This is a genomic window from Thermobacillus xylanilyticus, from assembly GCF_907165215.1.
Taxonomy (GTDB): Bacteria; Bacillota; Bacilli; order Paenibacillales; family Paenibacillaceae; genus Thermobacillus; species Thermobacillus xylanilyticus.
Map to the genome: position 1 here is coordinate 1 of NZ_CAJRAY010000044.1, position 22,938 is coordinate 22,938.

General features: G+C 59.1%; 19 protein-coding genes. 17 read left to right on the forward strand and 2 right to left on the reverse strand.

Annotated elements, in window-relative coordinates:
• Window positions 1-33: 33 nt before the first annotated feature.
• Window positions 34-1,503 carry a methyl-accepting chemotaxis protein gene (locus KJQ12_RS09835; RefSeq protein WP_213484532.1) on the reverse strand — a complete coding sequence of 490 codons (1,470 nt, stop codon included), beginning with the start codon at window positions 1,501-1,503 and terminating at the stop codon, window positions 34-36.
• Between the two features lie 189 nt (window positions 1,504-1,692).
• Window positions 1,693-2,439: a 3'-5' exonuclease gene (locus KJQ12_RS09840; RefSeq protein WP_015254395.1), complete on the reverse strand. Its 747-nt coding sequence runs from the start codon at window positions 2,437-2,439 to the stop codon at window positions 1,693-1,695.
• A 220-nt stretch (window positions 2,440-2,659) separates the two neighbouring features.
• Here KJQ12_RS09840 and KJQ12_RS09845 point away from each other — a divergent pair, with 220 nt between their 5' ends.
• The 17 genes from KJQ12_RS09845 to KJQ12_RS09925 all read left to right on the forward strand — a co-directional run bounded on the left by KJQ12_RS09845 (window position 2,660) and on the right by KJQ12_RS09925 (window position 22,936).
• Window positions 2,660-5,143 (forward strand): Ig-like domain-containing protein, encoded by a 2,484-nt coding sequence (locus KJQ12_RS09845; protein ID WP_213484533.1) that lies wholly within the window; start codon window positions 2,660-2,662, stop codon window positions 5,141-5,143.
• A 114-nt stretch (window positions 5,144-5,257) separates the two neighbouring features.
• Window positions 5,258-5,458, forward strand: coding sequence for a hypothetical protein (locus KJQ12_RS09850; protein WP_015254397.1), 201 nt, complete (start codon window positions 5,258-5,260; stop codon window positions 5,456-5,458).
• 206 nt (window positions 5,459-5,664) lie between these two features.
• Window positions 5,665-6,327: a 3'-5' exonuclease gene (locus KJQ12_RS09855; RefSeq protein WP_213484534.1), complete on the forward strand. Its 663-nt coding sequence runs from the start codon at window positions 5,665-5,667 to the stop codon at window positions 6,325-6,327.
• A 220-nt stretch (window positions 6,328-6,547) separates the two neighbouring features.
• The gene (locus tag KJQ12_RS09860) at window positions 6,548-7,843 is read left to right on the forward strand and encodes a multi antimicrobial extrusion protein MatE (protein WP_213484535.1); all 1,296 of its coding nucleotides are present in this window, start codon (window positions 6,548-6,550) and stop codon (window positions 7,841-7,843) included.
• Window positions 7,844-7,864: 21 nt separating this feature from the next.
• Window positions 7,865-8,860, forward strand: coding sequence for a zinc-dependent alcohol dehydrogenase (locus KJQ12_RS09865; protein WP_213484536.1), 996 nt, complete (start codon window positions 7,865-7,867; stop codon window positions 8,858-8,860).
• Between the two features lie 69 nt (window positions 8,861-8,929).
• Window positions 8,930-9,766 (forward strand): sugar phosphate isomerase/epimerase family protein, encoded by an 837-nt coding sequence (locus KJQ12_RS09870; RefSeq protein ID WP_213484537.1) that lies wholly within the window; start codon window positions 8,930-8,932, stop codon window positions 9,764-9,766.
• Window positions 9,767-9,826: 60 nt separating this feature from the next.
• The gene (locus tag KJQ12_RS09875; protein WP_213484538.1) at window positions 9,827-10,567 is read left to right on the forward strand and encodes an HAD family hydrolase; all 741 of its coding nucleotides are present in this window, start codon (window positions 9,827-9,829) and stop codon (window positions 10,565-10,567) included.
• Between the two features lie 115 nt (window positions 10,568-10,682).
• Window positions 10,683-12,872, forward strand: coding sequence for an alpha-galactosidase (locus KJQ12_RS09880; RefSeq protein ID WP_213484539.1), 2,190 nt, complete (start codon window positions 10,683-10,685; stop codon window positions 12,870-12,872).
• Between the two features lie 87 nt (window positions 12,873-12,959).
• Window positions 12,960-13,865 (forward strand): hypothetical protein, encoded by a 906-nt coding sequence (locus KJQ12_RS09885; protein ID WP_213484540.1) that lies wholly within the window; start codon window positions 12,960-12,962, stop codon window positions 13,863-13,865.
• A 90-nt stretch (window positions 13,866-13,955) separates the two neighbouring features.
• Window positions 13,956-15,035: a Gfo/Idh/MocA family protein gene (locus KJQ12_RS09890; RefSeq protein ID WP_213484541.1), complete on the forward strand. Its 1,080-nt coding sequence runs from the start codon at window positions 13,956-13,958 to the stop codon at window positions 15,033-15,035.
• Between the two features lie 154 nt (window positions 15,036-15,189).
• Window positions 15,190-16,956 carry a cache domain-containing sensor histidine kinase gene (locus KJQ12_RS09895; protein WP_213484542.1) on the forward strand — a complete coding sequence of 589 codons (1,767 nt, stop codon included), beginning with the start codon at window positions 15,190-15,192 and terminating at the stop codon, window positions 16,954-16,956.
• On the forward strand, window positions 16,956-17,774 hold the full coding sequence (locus KJQ12_RS09900; protein WP_213484543.1) for a response regulator transcription factor: 819 nt from the start codon (window positions 16,956-16,958) through the stop codon (window positions 17,772-17,774). Before KJQ12_RS09895 ends, KJQ12_RS09900 begins: the two co-directional genes overlap by 1 nt.
• 105 nt (window positions 17,775-17,879) lie before the next feature.
• Complete coding sequence (locus tag KJQ12_RS09905; RefSeq protein WP_213484544.1) at window positions 17,880-19,241, forward strand: extracellular solute-binding protein; 1,362 nt, start codon at window positions 17,880-17,882, stop codon at window positions 19,239-19,241.
• A gap of 102 nt (window positions 19,242-19,343) precedes the next feature.
• A complete protein-coding gene (locus KJQ12_RS09910; protein WP_213484545.1) occupies window positions 19,344-20,228 on the forward strand; it encodes a carbohydrate ABC transporter permease in 885 nt (294 codons plus the stop codon).
• Window positions 20,229-20,266: 38 nt separating this feature from the next.
• Window positions 20,267-21,139, forward strand: coding sequence for a carbohydrate ABC transporter permease (locus KJQ12_RS09915; protein ID WP_213484552.1), 873 nt, complete (start codon window positions 20,267-20,269; stop codon window positions 21,137-21,139).
• 350 nt (window positions 21,140-21,489) lie between these two features.
• Window positions 21,490-22,257, forward strand: a complete 768-nt coding sequence (hisA, locus tag KJQ12_RS09920) for a phosphoribosylformimino-5-aminoimidazole carboxamide ribotide isomerase (RefSeq protein ID WP_213484546.1) — start codon at window positions 21,490-21,492, stop codon at window positions 22,255-22,257.
• Between the two features lie 16 nt (window positions 22,258-22,273).
• On the forward strand, window positions 22,274-22,936 hold the full coding sequence (locus tag KJQ12_RS09925) for an SGNH/GDSL hydrolase family protein (protein WP_213484547.1): 663 nt from the start codon (window positions 22,274-22,276) through the stop codon (window positions 22,934-22,936).
• Window positions 22,937-22,938 lie beyond the last annotated feature (2 nt).

A 22,938-nucleotide genomic window follows, 5' to 3' on the forward strand; every position in this document is an offset into this window, starting at 1 on the left:
ACCCGCATGTACGGTGGTGTGAGAGGTCGGGGGCTAGCCGCCCCCTCCTACTCGATTGAGTTCGGCCGCCAGTCCGTCGAGCTGGAGATAGCTTTCCTTCACATTGTTGATCCGCTCGTCCTGGGTGGTCATGCTGGCGGCCATTTCTTCGACGGCCGCCATGTTCGATTCGGTCGCTTCCGCGATGAACGCGACGCTTTCCGCGATGTTCCGGTATTGCCGGAAGACGTCGCCGGCCGAAGCCTGGACGCGGACGGACTGTTCCGCGAGATGCTCCACGTCGCCCGCGAGCGTGCCGATCGTATCCGCCATCCGCTTCGCGGCATGGTGACTCTCGACGATCATTTGCTGCCCCAGCCGGACCTGACCGGCCGCTTCATCCGACTTGAGGCGGATGCGCTCGAGAATGTCCGCGATTTCCTGCGTCGATTGCTGCGACGTCTCGGCCAGCTTCCGAATCTCGTGCGAGACAACGGCGAACCCGCGGCCGTGTTCGCCGGCGCGCGCCGCCTCGATCGCCGCGTTCAGCGAGAGAAGGTGCGTCTGTTCGGAAAGGTGATTGATCGCCGCGACAATCTCGTGGATCGCTTCATTATATTGGTTCAGCTCCGTCATGATGGCCGCGGTCCGGTCGATCATTTCGTTCACGCGGTTCATGTCATCCGACAGCCGGAGCGCGTCTTCCCGTCCGCTGTTCATCAGGATGACGGCCTGTCCGGCGAGCTCTTTCATCGCGTCCGACCGCTCCGCCAGCTCCCCGACGGCCTGTTCGACCGCCTGGATCGAGCCGTTGATCTCGCCGATGCCCCGGGTCTGCGCTTCGATGCTCGACGACATTTCGGTGAACGCCTTCGTCACTTCTTGCGAGATCGTGCTGGTCGACGTGATGTTCTCTTTCAGATTCGAGCTGAAAGCGTTGAGCGCCTGGAGGGAAGAGGAGATTTTCGCGTTGAGCTCCCGCATCCGGTTGCGTTCTTCGATGGCCTGTTCGCGCTGCAGATCGGCTTCTCGCTGCAAGCCTTCGCTGAAGCGGGAAGAGGCGATGAGCGGCACCGCGATCATGAACAGATAGAGCGTGATCGTGATCGGCGAGTTGTTGGTGAACATTTCTTCCTTGTAGGGGCTGAGGAACAGGTAGACGGACAGTCCGAGTCCGAGCATGCCGGTGAAGACGAGCGCGCGGAAATTGTTGTAGAGCGTCATGACCGCGAGATTCACGAAGACGAGAAAGTAGGTCGTAATGATGGGGTCCGTGACGGCAAGCAGCAAGGTCAAAACGGTGATAATGACGGGTATGAAATACATGACATAGTTGGGCAGCCAGCGCTTGTACGTCATAAGCGTCGCAGCGCCGCAGGCGATGATGCCGACAACCGCCAGGGCGATAATCGAAGCTTGCGGCGCGTCCGTCATGAAATCGACGGCAATGCCGAGCAACAACATGCCCCAAATAATGTTCACGAGCAGTTTGTTCCGTCTGTGCAGGGTCTCAGCGGCGTTCATGAATTCCATCCTTTCTGATGAAAATTGGGGGTTATTGTCGATTTTCACATTACCATATTTTACACGATTTATGCAATGTAATGGATATGTAAGCCAATGGCGACGGCATCCTGCAATCACTGGCCAAGCGTAAAGCCGGCTATCCCGGAAGGAACAGCCGGCTTGCCGCTTTCCACACGTTATTTCCTTCTATTTGTTGATCTCTGCTTCAAAATAAGCCTTCAGTTCGTCCCGCTTCTTCTCGTTCGCCAGATCGATCTTGTCCTTCAGAAAATGCTCGGCAATCGTATCCCAATCCGGTTCCGCTCCGCGCAGCTTCATCGTGCGGATGGCGCTCTTGACCATCCGGCGTTCCTTCGCATTCGAGTACGTATCCTTGTACTGCCGGAACTGATCGAGATCGAGCCGGTCATGCAGCGTCCGGAAAATGCCGGCCGTCATGACCGCGTCTCCCAGCGCGCGGTGGGCATGCTCGCCGGCCGGCAGTCCGAGCATTTCCAGCGCCCGTTCGACGCTGACGTCGCTCTTCAGATCGTGAACGCGCAGGAAACCTTTCAAGAGGTCGTAATAGCGGACGGCGAGCCAGAACGAGTCGTCCAATCGGTGCATGCGGGTGTCGAGCACGATGCGCTTCAGGTCTTCGCCGCCCCATGTGACAAGCAGGAACGAATCCGGCGGGCCGAGCCAGCGGATGAACGATGCGATGACGTCGGGAAACCTCCCGGCCCGGTCGATCTCCTCCTGGGTGATGCCGGTCTTCTCCCGGATGAACTTGTTCAGCTTGGCGAAATAGACCGGCTTGATCAGCGCGGTGAACGTGCCGGTCTGCTGCAGCTTGTCATCCAGGCGGACGGCGCCGATCTCGATCACTTCCATCGGCAGGTCGCTGGCGAATTTCCGGCCGTTGAATTCGATGTCGAGAATGACGTAGTGCATGGATACCTCCGGTGACGGTAAATGCATCGACTATTGTAACATGTCCGGGCCGCGGTTGAAAAAGCCCGATTTCGGGTGATTGGCGGAATATGGAAACAAAATGTATCTTTTCACCGAAACAAAATGTATCGACGGAGCGTCTTTCTATTCGGGTATGCCGCAATCGTACCGTGAACGAAGCCGGCTCGCCTTTTCAAGCGGTAAACGTGGAGGTGCTCCAATGCGAAGACTGTTGATGCTGTTGTTGTCTTCGGTGCTGCTGTTTGCGGCGTGTTTGCCGTCCGGGTTGGCGGCGGCCGAAGAGCGGAGTGTGGAGGACAAGTACGACTTTTTGGTGGAGAAAGGCATTTTCACCGGATTCGGCGACGGAAGCGCGCGCCTGAACGATCCGATGACGCGCGAGCAGTTCGCCGCCGTGCTGTTCCGGTTGTGGGAGCTCGGCACGGGCAGCACACGGCCGTCTTACGACGATGTGCTGAAGACGCGTTGGTCGTTTGACGAGATCGAAGCCGTCACCCGGGCCGGTCTGATGAAAGGGATCGGCGAGAGGCGGTTCGGGCCGACGCTGAACGTGACGGTCGAGCAGCTGGCCGTCGTGCTCGTGCGCGGCTACGGCGCCGGCGGCGAAGCGGGCAGCCGCGTAACGGGCAAAGTTTCGGCCTGGGCCGTGCGGGACGTCGGCATCGCCTTGCGGAAAGGCTGGATTCCCGCCCAGTCCGACTATACCCGGTACGCGAAGCGAAGCCTGCTCGTCGAATCGGCATATGCCGTCTATCTGGATCTCCATCCGGCAAGCCGGGACAGCGAGAAGCCGCGCATTGTCTCTCATGCCATCAATCCGGACGCGACGGTGACGCTGCGGTTCAGCGAGCCGCTGGATGAAGCTTCCGCCGTCAACCGTTCGAATTACACGTTTGACAACGGGCTGAAGATTACCTCCATCACTTTGTCGCAAGACAAGCGGACGGTGACGATCGTGACGGAGCGGCAGCGTCCGAATACGGTTTACCGCCTGACGGTGCGAAATGTGAAAGACTTGGCCGGCAACCGGATGGATGAGCGGAGCGACCTGTATTTCGTCTCGGTGGTCGACACGACGCCGCCGAAGGTGACCAAAGTCGTCTCGACGAAAAACACGGTGGAGCTGACATTCAGCGAGAAACTCGATCCGGCGCATGCCGAACAGATCCAATACTACATCATCGACGGCGGTATCGGCCTGCCGCTGCGCGCGGTGTACGACGAGAACCGGCTGACCGTGACGCTGTTCACGACGGATCAGACACCGGGACAGCGGTACACGGTGCGCATCGTCGGCGTCCGCGACCTGGCGGGCAATCTCATCGCCGCCGACACAGCCGTCGAGTTCGGCGGAGCGGGCCAGACGCCGGCGGATTACGCCCTGGCCGACATCCAGGCGGTGAACGTGAACACGCTCGATCTCAGATTCACGAAGTCGATGAAAGACGTGAACCTGAGCCGATTCGCGATTGCAATCAAATCGGAGAACAACAGCTCGTTCAGCATGTCCGGCATCCAGTATTACGTCTACCGAAAGCCGGGCAACGACCAGGTGCTGACCGTGCAGTTCCGGACGAAGGGAAGCAGCAATCCCGAACTGTTCCGCTCCGGGCGCGTGTACGTCGCCGAGGTGACCGGACTTTCGGGGATGCTCGCATCCGGAGGCGCGAATCAGCGCGCGTTCTCCGGAAGCGGGACTTCCAACCCGGCGCCGTACGTCACCCATGTGAATGTGACGAGCGGAACGTCCATTGTCATCCACTTCAACGAGCCGGTGCGCGGCGTGAGCAATTCCGTGTTCCGGATCACGGATCCGAATGGCGGCAACATCCCGGTTGTCTCGAACGATGCCGGCGGAACCAACGCGATCGTCACGAGCGTCACGCTCAGACTCGGCGAAAGTGTTAAGGCCGGAACCGTCTATACGTTGTCGTTCCGTTCGGGCGTCACGGATGCACCGGGATGGAACGGCTGGAAGACGGAAGAGAACGGGCGGCCGTACACCGTCTCCTTCAACGGCGTCGAGCCGGTCAATGCCGCGCCCCGGTTCGAATCGGCCTACGCGGCGGATCAGTACACCATCGAGCTCAGGTTCACGGAGCCGGTTAACGGCGCGGATCTGAACGTCTACCGGCTGTATGACGAGACGGGCAAGCAGGACATTCCGATCGCGAAGAACGATTACGGATACTATGTCGTCTCCGCCGACAAGCGCAGCGTGACGATCCATCTGAATGCGGAGAAGACGGGTCCGCTCCTGCCCGACCGCGTCTACAAACTGTCCTACCGGGAGTCGAGCGGCGCATACATCACCGATCTCGAAGGCAAACGGCTCGACACGTCAAACGGCGGCGGTGAAGTCCGGTTCTCCGGATCCGGAAAAACCAACCCCGCGCCGTACATCAAGACGGTGGAAGCGACGGCCACGGAAGTGCGGGTGACTTTCAGCGAACCGGTCCTCGGCTTCAACGGACAGGTCAACTATTTCGAACTGACGATCGGCGGCCGTGCGATCGTGCCGACCGGCGGTTCGATTGACGGGGCGGTCATCACGCTCCGGATTCCGAAGACGGATGCGGGCGCCGAAGGCGTCATCCGGATTTCGCCCGACGGCGTTCAGGGGCTGCGCGACTACAACGGTCAGGCGCCTGAGGCTGCAGACGTCGTGTTCACCGTACGCTGAGGCTCGACGCAGGATTTTGCCCCGGCCATCTCGAATTGATATCGGAAGACACCAGATCATGCGAAACTCCGGACGATTCGGCCGTCCGGGGCACTGCGGGAGGAGGAGAGCGGATTGAACAGGCAGCAAGCGGTGGATACGGCGAAAATGAACTGCCGGGAGACCCGACGTTCGTATTACGTTGTGCGGACCGGCCATGATGAATACGCGGTAATGGATCGGCACGAACTGGCGAAAGCGCTGGCGGCAGGCCAGTGCGAGCGGGATGCCATCATTTTCAGCATTCAGGGCGAAGCGGACGAGGAACCGGCATAAGACGAATCGAAGACCGGCTGGCGGCGCACGGAACCGTCAGCCGGTTTCTTTTTTGCCGCGTGAACCCGTCGATTGATTATTTAATGCCATAAAATGTTCAGGGGTTGTATGATTGGGCCTCATGGTTGACGGTTCTTGCAATCGAGGCGCATAATGAGGACAACTCTTTTTTGTGCGGAACGACGGTTCGGGGAGGGACAGACGCGGTGCGCATCGAGCAGGTTTCCGATGCCGAGTACGAGATCTCCGGCCTCATCGTCGAGCGGCTGCATGAGCGCCGCTTCTGCGTCTTCGACCTGGAAGCGACGGGGCCGGACGCGACTCGCGACCATATCACGCAGATCGGCGCGGTCAGGATGGGCGGCAACGGCGGGCCCGAACCCCGGACGTTCGCGACGCTTGTCCGCCCGCCGATTCCGATCCCCGAGCCGATTGAACGGCTGACCGGCATCCGCAACGAAGATGCGGCGCATGCGCCGCTTTTTCCGGAAGCGTACCGGTCGTTCAGGGTGTATGCGGCAGACCGCGTGCTGGTGACGCAGGCCGGATATGAATTCAACGGCCCGCTGCTCCGGCGCGAGTGCGGACTTCACGGCCTTGATCCGCCGGAACAACTGCTTCTGGACACGAAGGTATTGTTCGCTTATGCGTTCCCGGAGATCGACGAGATTCCGTCGACCGATTTTCTGATCCGGTTCTTCGGCATCGAAGCCGGTGATCTGCCCCGGCACGACGCGCTGGGAGACGCACTGCTGATCGGGCGGATCCTGAGCCGTCTGCTTGACGCATATCGGGAGAAGGGAATCGCCGATATCCGGATTACGGAGCCGCTGCGCGTGAAGAAAATGCGGCTGGAGCCGCTTGTGTAACCGCCGCGCTTGAGGAGCGGCAGATCAAATCCGGCCTCCTTAAGGTCAAGTCCGTCCATGTTTTTCACGCGGATGGCTGTGCTATGATGGACCTGTGGACGGCCGAAGTCAGCGAAAGGTCGGATGCAGCATGAGTCGGACAGTCGATGGCGGCCGATCAGCCGGAAACGCACCCGCCGGACCAGGGGCACCGGGCTCCGTCAGCGCGGAGAAGGTGTCGGTGCGCGGCATTCTCCGGTTCTTCGTGCCGCTCGGCCTGGCCGCAAGCCTCGTCTCGCTGTCGCATGTCATCATCAACAGTACCTTGGCGCGTGCGCCCGATCCCGAATCGACGATCGCCGCCTATACGATCGCGATGAGCATCTTCACGATTACGGAACGGCCGGCCGTTTTCCTGCGGCAGACCTGTTCCGCGCTCGCGGCCGACCGGACGGGCTTCCGCTCCGTCGCCGTCGTGATGGTGTACGTGCTGCTGTTCACGCTCGGTTTCGGCACGCTGCTGTCCTATACGCCGCTCGGGCCCTGGGTGTTCCGGACGTTGTTCAACGCCGGCGAATCGCTGCTCGGCAGCACGCTCGGCAGCTACCGGATTCTGTTCCTGGTGACGGTGTTCTCGGCGATACGCTGCCTGTTCCACGGCATCATCATCCGAAACATGCAGACGAAGTGGCTGACGATCGGCATGATTGTGCGGCTGCTCGCCATGTACGGGCTGTCGCTCGCCTATCTGCATTCCGGTTGGACGATAGACGGGCGTGCGGGCGCGCTTATTTTTTTGACCGGAATGTTCGTGGAAGCGGCGGTCAGCGCCTGGGAAGGACGGCGCATTTACCGGCAGATGCCCGAGCGGCTGGCGCATTCGTCCATCCGGCGGGCGCGCGACGTGTTCCCGTTCTATCGTCCGCTCGTCATCACGTCGTTCATCTCGGTCATGCTGGCCCCCTCGATCAACGTGATGCTCGGCAAGACGGCGGACATCGAGCTGGCGATCGCGTCCTACTCGGTCGCGCTCAGCGTGCTGAACCTGGTGAACAGTTTCTTTACTTACGTGCACCAGATCGTGCTGAACTTCTACCGTTTGGACGCCGCGGCGGTTCGCCGCTTCGCGCTCGGCGCCAACCTGCTGCCGGCCGCCGTGGTCGCCTTGCTCGCCTGGACGCCAATAGGGAAGGCGGCGTTCGGCGCGATCGTCGGGGCGGAGGGACAGCTGCTCGACGCGAGCATTGAGGCGCTGCGCGTCTTTCTGCTGTTCGCGCTCGTCTTCCCGTGGGTGGATTATTTCAACGGACTGGCGATGCTGAACAAGAAGACGCGGTTCATGATGGGGTCGCAGACCGGCAACCTGGCGGTGACGATCGCGGCGCTGATCGTGCTGACCGCCGCCGTCCCGGGCTGGAACGGGATGGTCGGCGCGCTGGCGCAGTCCTGCGGCGTCGCGGCGGAACTCGCCGTGCTTGCCATGTTGATGCGAAGGTGGCAGCGGAGGCAATCGATTCGGGCGGATATCCCGGCTTGAATGACATCAGGAGGAGCAGCCATGAGACAAATTCGGGCTTTCGGTCCGCAGGATTTGCGGATGGTGGAAACGGAAGATCCGGTTCCGGGGACGGGCGAGGTTGTCGTCGACGTGATGGCGTGCGGTATTTGCGGCTCGGACAAGTGGTTCTGGTACGTGGAGGGGCCGCATCCGTACGTGGCCGGCCATGAAGCGGCGGGCGTCGTGTCGGCGGTCGGGCCGGGCGTGAGGGAGCTGCGCGTCGGCGACCGGGTCGCCGTCAACAATGTGCGGGGCTGCGGCGAATGCGAGGCATGCCGCGAGGAAGCGTATGTCCGCTGCACCGGGGGCCTCTCCCACATGGGATTCGGCTTCAGCGAGAAAATCGCCGTGCCGGAACGCAACTGCCTCAAGTTGCACGATGCGATCAGCTTTGAACAGGGCGCGCTCATTTTCGACAATTGGGGCACGCCGTACTCCGCGCTTGCCCGGACGAACATGAAAGCAGGTGACACCGTGCTCGTCACCGGCTGCGGTCCGATCGGCCTGGCGGCAGTCGGTCTGTGCCGCCAGCGCGGCGCCCGCGTCGCGGCCGTCGATGTGCTGCCCGCGCGCCTGGCGGCGGCGAAGCGCCAAGGGGCCGAATGGACGGGCGCTCCTGGGGACGGGCTCGCGGACGAGCTGTGCAGGTTCGCGGGCAAGGATGGGTTTGACTATGTCGTCGAATGCTCGGGCCATCCGTCCTCGTACGATCTCGGCTTCGAAGTCATCGGCATGGGCGGGACGATCGTCGTCGTGGGCGAGAAAGCGGAGATCCGGGTGAACTCCAGCCGGATCATCCACAAGCATCTTACGATCACCGGCTCGCTCTATTCAACGATGCCGGCCGGCCGCGCGGTGCAGGAACTGATGGTGCGGGGCGAGATCGATCCGATGGCGTTCGTCACCCACACGTTCAGGCTGGAGGAACTGCCTGAGAAATTCGGGGATGTCATCGAGGCGAAGGACGGGCTGATCAAGGCGGTCGTCGTCCGGTAAACGGCGGAACGGTTTTTCACGCGATATTTTTCACACACCACACCATATATTCGGAAGGGATGAAGCAGCATGCGATTGGGCGGACAAGTGTTTCCCGAGCGGAAGGAACCGGAATTGTGGGCGGCGGCCCATGCGGAAATGGGGTACCGCGCGGCCGTGTTCCCGGTGCGCCATGACGCAGGCGACGACGTGATCGACGCGTATGCGCGCGCCGCCCGAGAGGCCGGCCTCGTCATTGCCGAAGTCGGCGCCTGGAGCAACCCGATCAGCCCGGACGAGAAGACGCGCCGCGAAGCGATCGAATACTGCAAGAACCAGCTCGCGCTTGCCGACCGCGTCGGCGCGCGGTGCTGCGTCAATATCGCCGGGTCCCGCAACGTGGAAAAATGGGACGGGCCGCACCCGGACAACTTCTCGGACGAGACGTTCGAGCTGATCGTCGAGACGGTGCGCGAGATCATCGACGCGGTGAATCCGACGCGCACGACGTTCGCGCTCGAGACGATGCCGTGGGTGTTCCCGGATTCGGCGGATTCGTATCTGGCGCTCATCAAGGCGATTGACCGGAAGGCGGTCTCCGTCCATTTCGACCCGGTCAACATGATTTCGAGCCCGCGCGTTTATTACCGGAACGGCGAGATGATCCGCGACTTCGTGAAGAAGCTCGGCGCGTACATCACGAACTGCCACGCGAAGGACATCCGTCTGGACACCCGGCTCACCGTCCATCTCGAAGAAGTTCTGCCGGGCACCGGCGCGCTTGATTACCGGGTGTTCCTGAGCGAAATCGCGAAGCTCGATCCGGATACGCCGATGATCGTCGAGCATCTGAAGACGGAAGAAGAATACCGGCAGGCGAGCGACTACATCCGGCGGACGGCGGCGGAACTGGGCATTGCGCTGTAAGCGGCCGGGCGGCCGCATGCATTGCGCGGACGATCGGGATTTGGAGGAGCAAGACCAGGCATGAGCGGGAACGCGCGGCGGAGAGCCGTTTTCTTCGATCTGGATGACACGTTGTACGACCAGCTGGAACCGTTCCGGACGGCCTTGCGGGTGTTCGGACCCGCGATCGGACGAATTTCGGAGGAGACCTTGTACCGCAGGTTCCGCCACCACAGCGACGCGCTGTGGGAACCCTATTGCGCGGGCAGGCTGCCTCTGGATGCAATGCGGGTCGAACGGATTCGGAGAGCGCTCGCCGAATTCGGGGTTGAAGCGGAAGAAGGCGATTGCCGCAAATTTCAGGAAGCGTACCAGGAAGGGCAGTACCGGATCCGGCCGCATTCCGGCGCGGAAGCGTGTCTCGGCGAGCTTGAGGCGGCCGGCTGTCTGCTCGGCGTCGTGACGAACGGCCCCGGCCCTCATCAGGCCCGGAAGCTCGAGGCGCTCGGCATCGAGCGGTTCATTCCGCGGACGCGCTGGTTCATCTCCGGCGAGATCGGGATTGCGAAGCCCGATCCGGCGCTGTTCGCCCACGTCAACCGGGTGACGGGGACGAGGCCGGAGACCAGCGTGCTGGTGGGCGACTCGCCGGTCAACGACGTCGAAGGAGCGGCGGGTGCGGGATGGCGCACCGTCTGGTTCAATGCCCGGGGAAGCGCGGCGGAGCCGCGGCCGGCAGCGGATTTGACCGCGGATGGTTTCACGGATCTGGCGCGGCGCATCCTCGGTCTGCTTGCGCAACCTCGACCGGAACGAGAATGAATATCCTACATTTGTCCATGTACGGCTGGCAACCCTCCATTTCTGTCCCGTGCCGGAAATGCCATAATGGAATCGGGAAAAGCCCGACAATTGTCACCATGGAGGCTGGACGATCATGGCCATTCAGTACGACGCATCCCGCCGTCTGTTCCATCTGCAGACGGATGACACCAGCTACGCCATCCAGATTGCGCATGGAGGCTATCTGGCCCATGTTTACTGGGGAGCGCGCGTGAGGGGACTCAAGCTGGACAAGCTGCTTGAGTTCAAGACCCGGGCGTCCTTCAGCCCGACGACGATCAAGGATATCCCCGAGCTCTCGCTGGATACGCTGCCGCAGGAATATCCGGGATACGGCACATCGGATTTCCGCCATCCGGCCTATCAGGTGAAATTCGCCGACGGTTCGACCGCTTCGGAACTGGTGTACGACAGCCACCGGATCGTGCCCGGCAAGCCGAAGCTGCCCGGACTGCCCGCGACCTACGTCGAGCGGGACGACGAAGCCGAGACGCTGGAGATCACGATGAAAGATCCGGCTTCCGGGCTTGCGGTCGTGCTCTCCTACACCGTCTTCGAGAAGTGGAACGCCATCGCCCGGTCGGCCCGCCTGATCAACAACGGCAGCACGGCGATCGAGGTGCAGCGGGCGCTCAGCATGAGCGTCGATTTCGCGCACGACCGGTATGACCTGCTGCAGTTGTCCGGCGCATGGGCGCGCGAGCGCTATGTGCACAGGCGGCCGCTCGTGCCGGGGCTGCAGGCGGTGGAGAGCCGGCGCGGTTCGAGCAGCCACGTGCAGAACCCGTTCGTCGCCCTGCTCGAGCGGGGCGCGGACGAAGACCATGGCGGCGTCTACGGCGTCAGCCTCGTGTACAGCGGCAATTTTACGGCCGGCGTCGAAGTGGACCAGTTCCACTCCCCGCGGCTGTTCATCGGCATCAATCCGTTCGACTTCGGCTGGCGGCTCGAGCCGGGCGAGTCGTTCCAGACGCCGGAAGCGGTGCTTGTCTTCTCGGCGGAAGGGCTCGGCGGCATGTCGCGCAAGTATCACGACTTGTACCGCTCGCGCCTGTGCCGCGGCACGTTCCGCGACAAGACGCGTCCGATTCTCGTGAACAACTGGGAAGCGACGTACTTCAATTTCGACGCCGACAAGATCGAGGCGATCGCCCGCGCGGGCAAGGAGCTCGGCATCGAGCTGTTCGTGCTTGACGACGGCTGGTTCGGCAAGCGCGACAGTGACAATTCGTCGCTCGGCGACTGGTTCGTCGATCGGCGCAAACTGCCGAACGGTCTGGAAGACCTCGTCCAGCGCGTGCGCAATCTCGACATGCAGTTCGGCCTCTGGTTCGAGCCGGAGATGGTGTCGCCGGACAGCGAGTTGTACCGCGCGCATCCGGACTGGTGCCTGCACATCGAAGGGCGCCGCCGCACCGAGGCGCGCCAGCAGCTCATTCTGGACCTGTCGCGCGAGGACGTGCAGGACTATATCGTGAAGACGATCTCCGGCATTCTCTCGAGCGCGCCGATCACCTATGTGAAATGGGATATGAACCGGAACATGACGGAGATCGGCTCGGCGAAGCTGCCGCCGGAGCGCCAACGGGAAACGGCGCATCGCTACATGCTCGGTTTGTACAGCGTGCTGGAGCGGATCACGTCGGCGTTTCCGCACGTGCTGTTCGAGAGCTGCTCGGGCGGCGGGGGACGTTTCGATCCGGGGATGCTCTACTACATGCCGCAGACGTGGACGAGCGACAACACGGACGCGATCTCGCGGCTCAAGATCCAGTACGGCACGAGCATCGTCTATCCGGTCAGCGCGATGGGCGCGCATGTGTCCGCCGTGCCGAATCATCAGGTCGGCCGGGTGACGCCGCTCGAGACGCGCGGCCACGTCGCTCTCTCCGGCAACTTCGGATACGAGCTGGATCTGACGAAGTTCACCGAAGAAGAGAAGGAGATCGTCAAGGCGCAGATCGCGCTGTACAAAGAAATCCGCCATCTCGTCCAGTTCGGCGACTTCTACCGGCTGCTCAGCCCGTTCGAAGGCAACGCGGCGGCCTGGATGTTCGTCGCGAAGGACAAACGGGAAGCGTTCGCCGTCTATGTGCAGATTCTGCAGGAACCGTATGCGCCGCTTGACCGTTTTCGGCTGAAGGGGCTCGATCCGAACCTCGATTATGAACTGGACCGGGACGGCCTGGTGTACGGCGGCGACGAGCTCATGAACGCCGGGATGCCGGTGCCGCAGTTCCACGGCGATTTCCGCAGCCGCGTCTACCGTCTGCGCGCGAAATAACGGCTGCTGGTGTGACAAAATCAGGTCATGCCGTTTGCCCTGCAACTTTTACGGCAACACTTTCGTCGAAAAGACGGAGGTGCTGAAATGACAACCAAGCGCAAAATCAGGTTGGTATTGCTGGCAGCCGCACTGACGGCGGCGATGGCGATGACCGCATGCTCGGACAACAACGGCAATGCCGGCAACGGCGGCACGCAAAACAACGGAACACCGCAGAATGAAGCGCCGCAGCAGGATAACGGCCAGACGGACGACGGGGGACAGACGGAACTGAAGGAAGGATCGGGCATTTATATCGGCCAGATCGATCCGCATTCGATCGAAATTGAAGTCGGCGGCACGCCGGTCGTGTTCCAGCTCGGTGAAGGCGTCGCGGACGTGCTCGAGGGCCTCAACCCGAACGATCCCGTCCAGTTCAAATATACGGAACAGCCCGTGGAAGGCGACGACACGCTGAAGGTGCTGACCATCACCGAACTTTCGCGCGCGGAAGGCGCGGGCGCCGGCGAAGATGCCGCCCGGCTTCCCGAGACGAAGGAGCTGGACGTCGAGCTGGAAGGCATGCCGGAGAAACGTGAAGCGACGAAAGCGGTCGGTTCCGGCTACGCCATTTACGTTTTCCCGCAATTCACCTTCGACCCGGAGACGAACCGGATGAGCATGAACGTCGATTCGAATTACTATGTCGATATCGAGAAGCTGCCGGCCGGCTATGATCCGGATGAAATCCGGAACGCGGGCGAAGCTTGGGTGAAAGAAGGCGCGGGAACGGTCGAGGAATGGACGGGCGACCGGATCTACAAGCAGATGCAGGGCGCTTCCCTGTACTTGACCGGTCAGAAGACCGGATTGACCCGGACGTTCGTCGTGAAGACGATCGACGGCGCGGATTATGCATTGAAGTTCAATCAGCCGCAGGGTGAAGCTTCGGAAGGATTTCTGCCGCTTGCCTTTGCGTCGGTGAATTCCATCGTGAACACGAGCCGTTAAAGAAACGGTTGTCAGGAATGCCGTTTCGCCTTGACGGACAAGGCGAAACGGCTTTTCCTGTGGCATACATACCTGGGAGGGACTCATGGCATGAGAACGATCAAGATCGGCATTATCGGCAGCGGCGGAATCGCGCGGGCGCACGTGGAAGCCTACAAGCAGCTCCCGTACGTCGAAGTGGCGGCGGTGGCGGATGTTGTGCCGGGACGGGCGAAGCAATTTGCCGAGGCGCAAGGGCTGGCGAACGCGGCGGCATTCGATTCGCATGATGAACTGCTCAAGCTGCCGCTTGACGGAGTCAGCATCTGCACGCCGAATGTCGCCCACTATCGGACGACGATCGATTCGCTGCGCGCCGGCAAGCATGTGCTGCTCGAAAAACCGATGTCGGTGACGCTCGCGGAAGCGGTGGATATGGTGGCCGCGCAGAAGGAGGCGGGCACGTTGCTGTCGATCGGTTTTCAGCCGCGCTACGATCCGAACATGAAGCTGCTCAGGGAGATCGTCCAGTCCGGTCGGCTTGGCAATATCTACTATGTCGAAGTGGGCGGCGGACGCCGGAGGGGAATGCCGGGCGGCACGTTCATCCGCAAGGAGCTGGCCGGCGCCGGAGCGCTCGCGGACATCGGCTGCTATTCGCTGGACATGGCGCTGAACGCCCTCGGCCATCCGCGGCCGGTGACGGTGTCGGCGTACGCCTCGAACCTTTTCGGCCGGAACCCGAAGTATCATCCCGAAGCGGACAAGTTCGAGGTGGAAGATTTCGGCGTCGCGATGATCCGGTTCGAGAACGATCTGGTGCTGCAGTTCAAGATTTCCTGGGCCATGCACATGGACACGCTCGGTCCGACGCTCTTCCTCGGCACGGAAGCGGGGCTCAAGGTGACGCCGTACGGCACCGGCCCGTGGTCGGGCGCCTGGGACGGCAAAATCGGCTCGATGACGCTCTATCACGATGAATTCGGCACCCATACCCATACGGAAATTCCGTTGATCGAGCACAAGACGAACCTGTTCTTCGAGAAGGTGCGCGATTTCGCCGAAGCGGTGCGGGACGGCAAGCCGGCGCCGATTCCGGGCGAGCAGATTCTCATTCAGCAGGCGATCATCGACGGCGTGCTCCGCTCCGCGGAAGCGAAGCGGGAAGTGGAGATCAAGCTGCCGGAGTAATTGAACACAGCGAAACGTCCGGATTTGTTATCCGGACGTTTTTTCTTTTGGATTGACATGAAGTCTGATCCGATTTACATGAACAAGTTGAACTGTTGATCATAAATGCTATTATTTAACATTGAACGTTCAGGAAACAGAAAGGGGGGCCCCCATGCGCAGAAACTTTCGATGGATGCAGTATAACACATTGCGCAATCAGATGTTGTTCGGATTTGTGCTGGTCATGGTTGCTGTCCTCAGCGTCGTGGCTCTGTCAACGTTTCAATCGGTATCCGCCCTGCTCAAGAACAATGCCAAGGTCAACATTCAGGATACGGCTGTACAGGCGAGCGGACGGCTGGAAGGCGTGCTGAAGCAGATTGACATGCTGTCGACGCAGGCGGCGACCGATGGTTACGTGCAGCAATTGCTGTTGAAAGAACATGAAGGTTTCACGACGACCTTTGCCGAACGGCAGAAACTGTCGCCGATCATCCACAGGATCCGGATGTATTCCAACGGGATCAAGTCCGTCGAATTGTACAATTTTGGAGGAAGAAAGATGTTTCCTCTGGACGGCAACTCGCTGCAGGACCGGATTGATGCGGATTCGATCGTACAAGCGGTGGAAAGCAGGGGAAGCCTTGTCTGGTTCGGCGTTGACCCGAACGACCGCGATGCGATTCTGGCGATTCGGCTCGTCAAACTGATCGACAGCAACTTTGCTCCCGGCGGATTCCTGCTCGTACGGATGAACCGCGATCTGTTTGAACTGAGGGATTTACAGCACGATGCGGAAGGCGAATATGAATTGCTTCTCGTGGATGCGGACAAGCGGCCGATCACATCCAGTCTGACGGATTTGGAAGAGGCTGCCGCGGAACGCATTGTCAACGATTTGAGCGGCACGATCAGATTGAATGGCAAGTTGTGGATGGTTGTCAAGCAAACGTCCGGCGTAACCGGCTGGACTCTGTACATCTTGACTCCCATCAGCCGCATTACGGAAGGCATTTCGGTTCTCCGTACGGCAATCATTATCCCGGCATTCCTCGGGTTCGTGCTGTATCTGCTGCTATCGCTGTTCCTGTCTGAAATCATTACCAAACCGATTAAGCAATTGAGGCGGACGATGCGGGAGACGCGGCTCGGTACGTTGAAGCCGGTCGAACATGTATCTTCGACGATCGAAATCCAGGAACTGAATCGGACGTACAACAGCATGGTGGAAGACCTCAACAATTTGATCCGGCTCGTCTACGAAAAGGAAATTTTGCAGAGCCGCGCGGAGTTGAAAGCGCTTCAAGCCCAGGTGAACCCGCATTTTCTGTTCAATACGATGGAAGTGCTGTATCGATCCCTGCGCCAGCGCGGGGATCGCGAATTGGCGGAGTTTGTCATTACATTGTCTGAATTTTTTCGATATACGATTTCGAGAAATCAACGCGACGAATGGGTTACGTTGGAAGAGGAGATCTCCCATATCGAGAAATATTTGCAGATCATGCGAAAACGGCTGGGCGTCAGATTGTCGTGGCAGATCCGTTTGCCGCAGCAGTTGGCCTGCGTTCCGATTCCCAAGCTTCTTGTTCAACCGATTGTGGAAAATGCGATCGTCCATGGCATTGAGGAGAAAATCGGTGAAGGCAAAGTTACCATTGCAGCTTGGCGCAAGACGAAGGAAGAGGAAATCATCATTGAAGTTGCCGACGACGGCGTCGGGATGAACGGACAGGCGCTTGAGGCGCTGTCAGGTTCCATACATACCGGTGACGTGCCGTCCGCGAAAGGCTCAGGATTCGGTCTGGCCAATGTGGAGCGGCGGTTGAGATTGTCCTATCGTTATCCGCCCGGCACAAGCAGCATTCAAATCGACAGCCGCGAAGGCGAAGGAACCAGAGTGCGGATTACGATACCGCGAGAACGGAGGGAGACATGATGAAAGAAGCTACTGTGTTGATCGTGGAAGACGAACCGATGACGCGGGAAGGTTTGCGGAAGGCGCTGGAATCCTGGGGGGCCGGAAAATATCGGTTCGACGTCAAGGACAACGGCTTCGAAGCGCTGGAATATATCAGAAATCATGCGGACATCGAATTGCTGATTACGGACATTCGCATGCCGGGGATGAGCGGTCTGGATCTGGTGCAGGCGTTGAAAGAGAAGAAGCAGGGCGGGATTCCGCCGGTCATTCTCATTTCCGGATATGCGGAGTTTGAATATGCCCAGCGGGCCATTCATCTCGGGGTGGTGGAATATTTGCTGAAACCGGTCAGCGACTGCAAACTCATCGAAGCGGTGGAACGGGCTCTGGCCGACTATGAAAACCGGGTGCGCATCGGACTCATGGAGAAGATCATGGATCCGGTTTTGATCGATGCCAGCAGACAGCTCGGCGGCGCGGGCGATGCCGTTGCCGAAGCGGTGCGCTATATTGACGAGCATTTGCCGGAGCCGCTGAGATTGAAGGATATTGCGGACCAGGTCCATCTGAATCCGAGTTATTTCAGCGTACTGTTCAAGGAACAGATGGGGATTACATACAGCGACTACGTAACCCGGCGACGCATCCAGCGGGCGAAGGAACTGCTCGTGAAAACGAAATTGCCGATCGGAGATATCGCACAAAAGGTTGGTTACATCCACGTGAAATATTTCAACAAGATGTTCAAGGAGTATGAACACTGCACCCCCGGGGAGTACCGCAAACAAAATCAAACCTGGCCCGAACCTAAAAATATTTGGAAGTTTCCCTAATGACAGCGCCTTATTTCGGTCAAGTTTCGTCAGCTACAATCGACATGAAGGTAAGCGCATTCAACGAACGGTTGCCTTCAATTTCAGATGTCAGGGGGAAATCGCATGAAGAGAAAGACGTTGGCATTCATGCTGCTGTTCGCTGCGCTGACATGGGTACTGGCTGCCTGCGGCGGCTCGGGCAAAGACAGCGGCGGCGGCAACGGATCGGGACCGGAAAATTCCGGCGCCAGTTCCGAAGCTTCAAGCAGAGAGACAAGCCCGGGCGGTGAAGTCACGCTGAATCTCATGCATCTGTGGCCGGAAGGCAGCAACTTCGCACAATACAAAATCGTTTCCTCGATCGTGGAGCAATTCCAGCAGGAGAACGAGAATATCAAAATTTCGGTCGAAGTTTTGGATAACGAACAATACAAAGACAAGCTGAAGGTACTTTCGGCTTCCAACAGCCTGCCCGACATCGGCTTCACCTGGGCGGCCGGTTTCATGGAACCGTATGTCAAAGGAAATGAATTCGCTCCGCTCAATGATTTGCTTGAAGGCGAATTGAAGGGGCAGTTCGTCGCGGGAACGACAGAAGGCTATACGTTCGACGGGACAACCTATGCGCTGCCGGTTGAACTTAACATTGTGCCGGTCTTCTACAACAAGGCCATATTTGCCGAGTACGGGCTTGAAGTGCCGAAAACGTATGAGGACCTGAAAGAGATTATCCAGACGCTGAACAATAACGGCGTCAATCCGGTCGCGCTGGGCGGCAAGGATGCCTGGACCGCATCGTTCTGGTATATGTACTTTGCCGATCGTCTCGGCGGGGACAACCTGATGGATGAAGCTGTTGCCAATGAAGATTTCACGGCTCCGGAATTGCGCGAAGCCGCCGTTTACGCCCAAGAGCTTGTTGACATGAATGCGTTTCTGAAAGGTTTTGTCGGGTTGTCGAACGAGGAAGCGAAGGCCGAATTTATGAACGAAAATGCGGCGATGTATATGATGGGCGCGTGGGAAGTTCCCAACTATACGACGAACCCGGATGTGCCGCAAGAATTCAAGGATAAGATCGGATTCTTCAAATTCCCGGTGATGGAAGACGGCCGCGGCAATGTGAACAACTGGGTCGGCGGTCCGGGCGTCGGTCTGTTCGTCTCCGAAAATTCGAAGCACAAGGAAGAAGCCAAGAAATTCGTCAGCTACTTCGTCCAGAAATGGGGCGAGATTTCCGTATCCGAAGCGGGCGTCATTCCGGCGACGAAAGTCGATACGAACGCGGTCAGCCTCCCGCAAATGTACATCGATCTTCTGAACGAGCTCAACAATGCGAACAAAGTGACCCTCTATCTTGATGTACAGATGAAGCCCGTTGCTTCGGAAGAGCATCACAATCTGATCCAGGCGCTGTTCTCCAAAGACATCACGCCGGATGAATTCATCTCCCGGCAGGATGCGGTTCTGAAGGAAGGCAAGTAAGGCTCGGGTACTGAAGAACAGGGACGCGCGCCCGAATCGTACGGATGATGTACGGGAGGCGCGTCCTTTCCTTGTTTCATCCATGAAAGGGGAGCCACCTACGTGAACAAAGTCATGTCGAACAAGGCGGTCATTGCCCTGTACGTGCTGCCTTCGGTCCTGCTCATCTTGTCAATCGTTTATTTGCCGATTCTGTTTACCGGCTATTACGGTTTTTTCGACTGGAACGGCGTAAGCGACATGCAATTTACCGGTCTGGGCAATTACAAGAAATTGCTCCGGGATCAGCAGTTCTGGAATAGCGCGTGGCATTCGCTGTGGTTCGCGCTCATGTCGACACTCAGTCTGATCGCCTATTTGCTTGTGGCTTTGCTTCTGAGCGGCAAGCTGAGCGGCTCCAACCTGCTGCGCAAGATTTACCTCGTGCCGATGCTGCTGTCTTCAGTTGCCATCGCGCAGCTCTGGCTCAAGGTCTATCATCCTTCATCCGGCATTCTGAACACAATCCTTGAGTTCATCGGGGTGCAGAATACGCCGAACTGGCTGGCAGATCCCGACATCGTGCTGTGGGCGATATTCGTACCGATCCTGTGGCAGTACGCGGGTTTTTATATCTTGATCTACTATGCCGCGCTGAAAAACATACCGGAAGCGGTCATCGAGGCGGCGCGGATCGACGGCGCGAACCCGCTTGTCATCGCATGGCGGATCAAGGTTCCGCTGATCAGTGAAGTGATCAAAGTGACGGTCGTGCTCGCGGTTGTCGGTTCGCTGAAATATTTTGATCTGATCTATATCATGACAGGAGGCGGACCGAACCGGGCGAGCGAAGTGATGGCCTCCTATATGTATTCGAAGGCATTCAAATCATTTGATTTCGGATACGGGAGTTCCATCGGATTCAGTCTGTTGCTGATCTGCCTCGTCGCAACCTGGCTGATTCGGATGCTGACCGCTTCCCGGGACAAGATTCAATACGGCGGTTAAGGAGGACGTTCGATTGAATGATTAAGACCCGATTGATTATGGCGGCAACTTCCGTAGTTTTCGTCAACCGAACTGCCCCCCGGTTGGGAAGCAAGATCGGAAGAGGGATTCTGTACATCATTCTGATCGCCGCTGCCATTGTGCAGTTGCTGCCCCTCGTATGGCTGCTGCTGTTTTCGCTGAAGAATAATCAGGAAATCTTCAACTTGCCGCCGTTTGCTTTGCCCGAGCGATTCCGCTGGGAGAATTACAGCAATGTGTGGTCGCACGGCAAGATCGATACGTACTTTGTCAACAGCGTCATGGTGACGGCGTTGTCAGTGCTGCTGACGGTTCTGCTGGCGAGCTTCGCCACCTTCGCGCTGACCCGGATGAACTGGAAGTGGCGGGCGCCGGTACTCGGATTGTTCATGGTCGGTTACATGATTCCGATCCATTCCGCTCTGATTCCGTTGTTTATTTTGTTCCGCAATATTCAATTGATCGACAATCCGCTGAGCCTGATCCTTTCCTATACGGCTTTCAACCTGCCGATTACCATCATGATCATGCTCGGCTTCTACTACGCGCTCCCCAGGGAGATCGAGGAAGCTGCGGTGATGGACGGATGTTCGGTTCATCAGTTGTTCTTTCAAATTATTTTACCGATGACAACATCGGTCATGGTGACCGCCGCGATTATCAACATGATCTACAACTGGAATGAGTTTGTTTTCGTCAATACGTTCATCAGCTCTGACGCCCGTAAAACATTGACCGTCGGCGTGCAAAATTTTGTCGGGCAGTATTCGATGGACTGGGGCGCCATCGGCGCGACGCTGATGATCAGCACCATCCCTGTGCTGCTGGCGTATTTTATTATGAGCAACCGAATCGTGGAAGGCATTGCAGCAGGATCGGTGAAAGGTTGATCGGTTCTTGCATCTATCGCAGCGATCAAATTTCCCGCCAGGGGACATATCCGGGGTCCGCGCCGCCTTGTCGAAAACGGCGGCAGCGGGCACTTTTTTGACACGCATTTGCAAACGCTTGCATGAAATGCGAAAATAAGTTCTGAAAATTGCGGCAAATCGTCGATTTGTGCGCTCGCCCGGGAAATATTAACGCGGGAAATCACGCTCGGAAAATGACGCGGCAAGCGGCCATGCATGGCATTTGGATCGGATACGATGGACAAACTTGCGCCGGATGCGCTAACCTTGTATTGGAATACTGCCGGCCGGAGAGGCGGCGGCCGGCAAGAGAAAGGCTGAGCAGAAACGTGAAATTCAGGCCCTGCATCGACTTGCACCAGGGTAAGGTCAAACAAATTGTCGGCGAAACGTTAAACGACAGCGGCCAGGGGTTGGTCGAGAACTTCGTCTCCGAACGCGAACCGGCCTATTATGCGGAGCTCTTCCGAAAGGACGGTCTGACCGGCGGGCATGTGATCATGCTCGGACCGGGCAACGAAGAAGCCGCGGCGGAGGCGCTGGCCGCCTGGCCGGGCGGACTCCAGATCGGGGGCGGCATTACGGCGGACAATGCGGCGGCATGGCTCGAGCGCGGGGCGTCGCATGTCATCGTCACGTCGTATCTGTTCCAGAACGGGCGGCTTCGCGAAGATCATCTCGAGCGGATCGTCAGCGAGGTCGGCCGGGACCGGCTCGTCATCGACCTGAGCTGCAAGCGCAAGGACGGCCGCTGGTACGTTGTGACCGACCGCTGGACCGTGTTCAGCGATTTCGAGCTGAATGAAGCGAATATCCGCGGCCTTGAGCAGCACTGCGCGGAATTTCTCGTGCATGCCGTCGATGTGGAAGGGAAGCGCACCGGCATCCTCGCCGATCTGGCGGAGCAGCTTGCCGCCTGGACGACGATTCCGACCACTTACGCCGGCGGGGCGCGGTCGCTGGATGACCTGGCGCTGTTCCGGAAGCTGACGCAAGGCAAGCTGGACATTACCGTCGGCAGCGCGCTCGATCTGTTCGGCGGCGAACTGAAATACCGCGATGTCGTCGCTTTCTGCCGCGGAAAAATCGAATCATGAGACGGGGGATGGCGCCATGAAATTGAAGCAAGGCCAGAAACTGCTGTTCATCGGCGATTCGATCACGGACTGCGACCGCAGCAAACCGGACGGCGAAGGGCTGTTCGATGCGACCGGCCGCGGCTACGTGACGATTGTCAACGCGCTGCTGACGTCCACTTATCCGGAGCTCGGCATCCGCGTCGTCAACAAGGGGATCAGCGGCAACACGGTGCGCGACCTGAAAGCGCGCTGGGAGACGGACGTCATCGCGCAGCGGCCGGACTGGCTTTCGATCATGATCGGAATCAACGATGTGTGGCGGCAGTTCGACGTGCCGTTCATCAAGGATTGGCACGTGTACATCGACGAATATGAGGCGACGCTGCGCGAACTGGTGCAAAGGTCGAAACCGGGCGTAGAGGGGCTCGTCCTGATGACGCCCTTCTACATTGAACCGAATGAAGCGGATGCGATGCGCGCGGCGATGGACCGATACGGCGCTGTGGTGAAGCGGATCGCCGAAGAAGAGGGGGCGCTGTTTGTCGACACGCAGGCGGCGTTCAATAAGGTGCTCGGGACGCTGTATGCCGGCACGCTGGCTTGGGACCGTGTCCATCCGACGCAGGCCGGCCATATGATTCTGGCGCGGGCGTTCCTGAACGCCATCGGTTTCGATTGGTCCAAAATGGCGCAGTAACC

Excerpts from the sequence above, each read along its gene's own strand:
- KJQ12_RS09865 (WP_213484536.1), top strand. The coding sequence starts at position 7,865 with ATGAGACAAATTCGGGCTTTCGGTCCGCAGGATTTGCGGATGGTGGAA.
- KJQ12_RS09870 (WP_213484537.1), top strand. The coding sequence starts at position 8,930 with ATGCGATTGGGCGGACAAGTGTTTCCCGAGCGGAAGGAACCGGAATTG.
- KJQ12_RS09885 (WP_213484540.1), top strand. The coding sequence starts at position 12,960 with ATGACAACCAAGCGCAAAATCAGGTTGGTATTGCTGGCAGCCGCACTG.
- KJQ12_RS09880 (WP_213484539.1), top strand. The coding sequence starts at position 10,683 with ATGGCCATTCAGTACGACGCATCCCGCCGTCTGTTCCATCTGCAGACG.
- KJQ12_RS09915 (WP_213484552.1), top strand. The coding sequence starts at position 20,267 with ATGGCGGCAACTTCCGTAGTTTTCGTCAACCGAACTGCCCCCCGGTTG.
- KJQ12_RS09890 (WP_213484541.1), top strand. The coding sequence starts at position 13,956 with ATGAGAACGATCAAGATCGGCATTATCGGCAGCGGCGGAATCGCGCGG.
- KJQ12_RS09845 (WP_213484533.1), top strand. The coding sequence starts at position 2,660 with ATGCGAAGACTGTTGATGCTGTTGTTGTCTTCGGTGCTGCTGTTTGCG.
- KJQ12_RS09900 (WP_213484543.1), top strand. The coding sequence starts at position 16,956 with ATGAAAGAAGCTACTGTGTTGATCGTGGAAGACGAACCGATGACGCGG.
- KJQ12_RS09835 (WP_213484532.1), bottom strand. The coding sequence starts at position 1,503 with ATGAACGCCGCTGAGACCCTGCACAGACGGAACAAACTGCTCGTGAAC.
- KJQ12_RS09840 (WP_015254395.1), bottom strand. The coding sequence starts at position 2,439 with ATGCACTACGTCATTCTCGACATCGAATTCAACGGCCGGAAATTCGCC.
- KJQ12_RS09925 (WP_213484547.1), top strand. The coding sequence starts at position 22,274 with ATGAAATTGAAGCAAGGCCAGAAACTGCTGTTCATCGGCGATTCGATC.
- KJQ12_RS09905 (WP_213484544.1), top strand. The coding sequence starts at position 17,880 with ATGAAGAGAAAGACGTTGGCATTCATGCTGCTGTTCGCTGCGCTGACA.
- KJQ12_RS09895 (WP_213484542.1), top strand. The coding sequence starts at position 15,190 with ATGCGCAGAAACTTTCGATGGATGCAGTATAACACATTGCGCAATCAG.
- KJQ12_RS09875 (WP_213484538.1), top strand. The coding sequence starts at position 9,827 with ATGAGCGGGAACGCGCGGCGGAGAGCCGTTTTCTTCGATCTGGATGAC.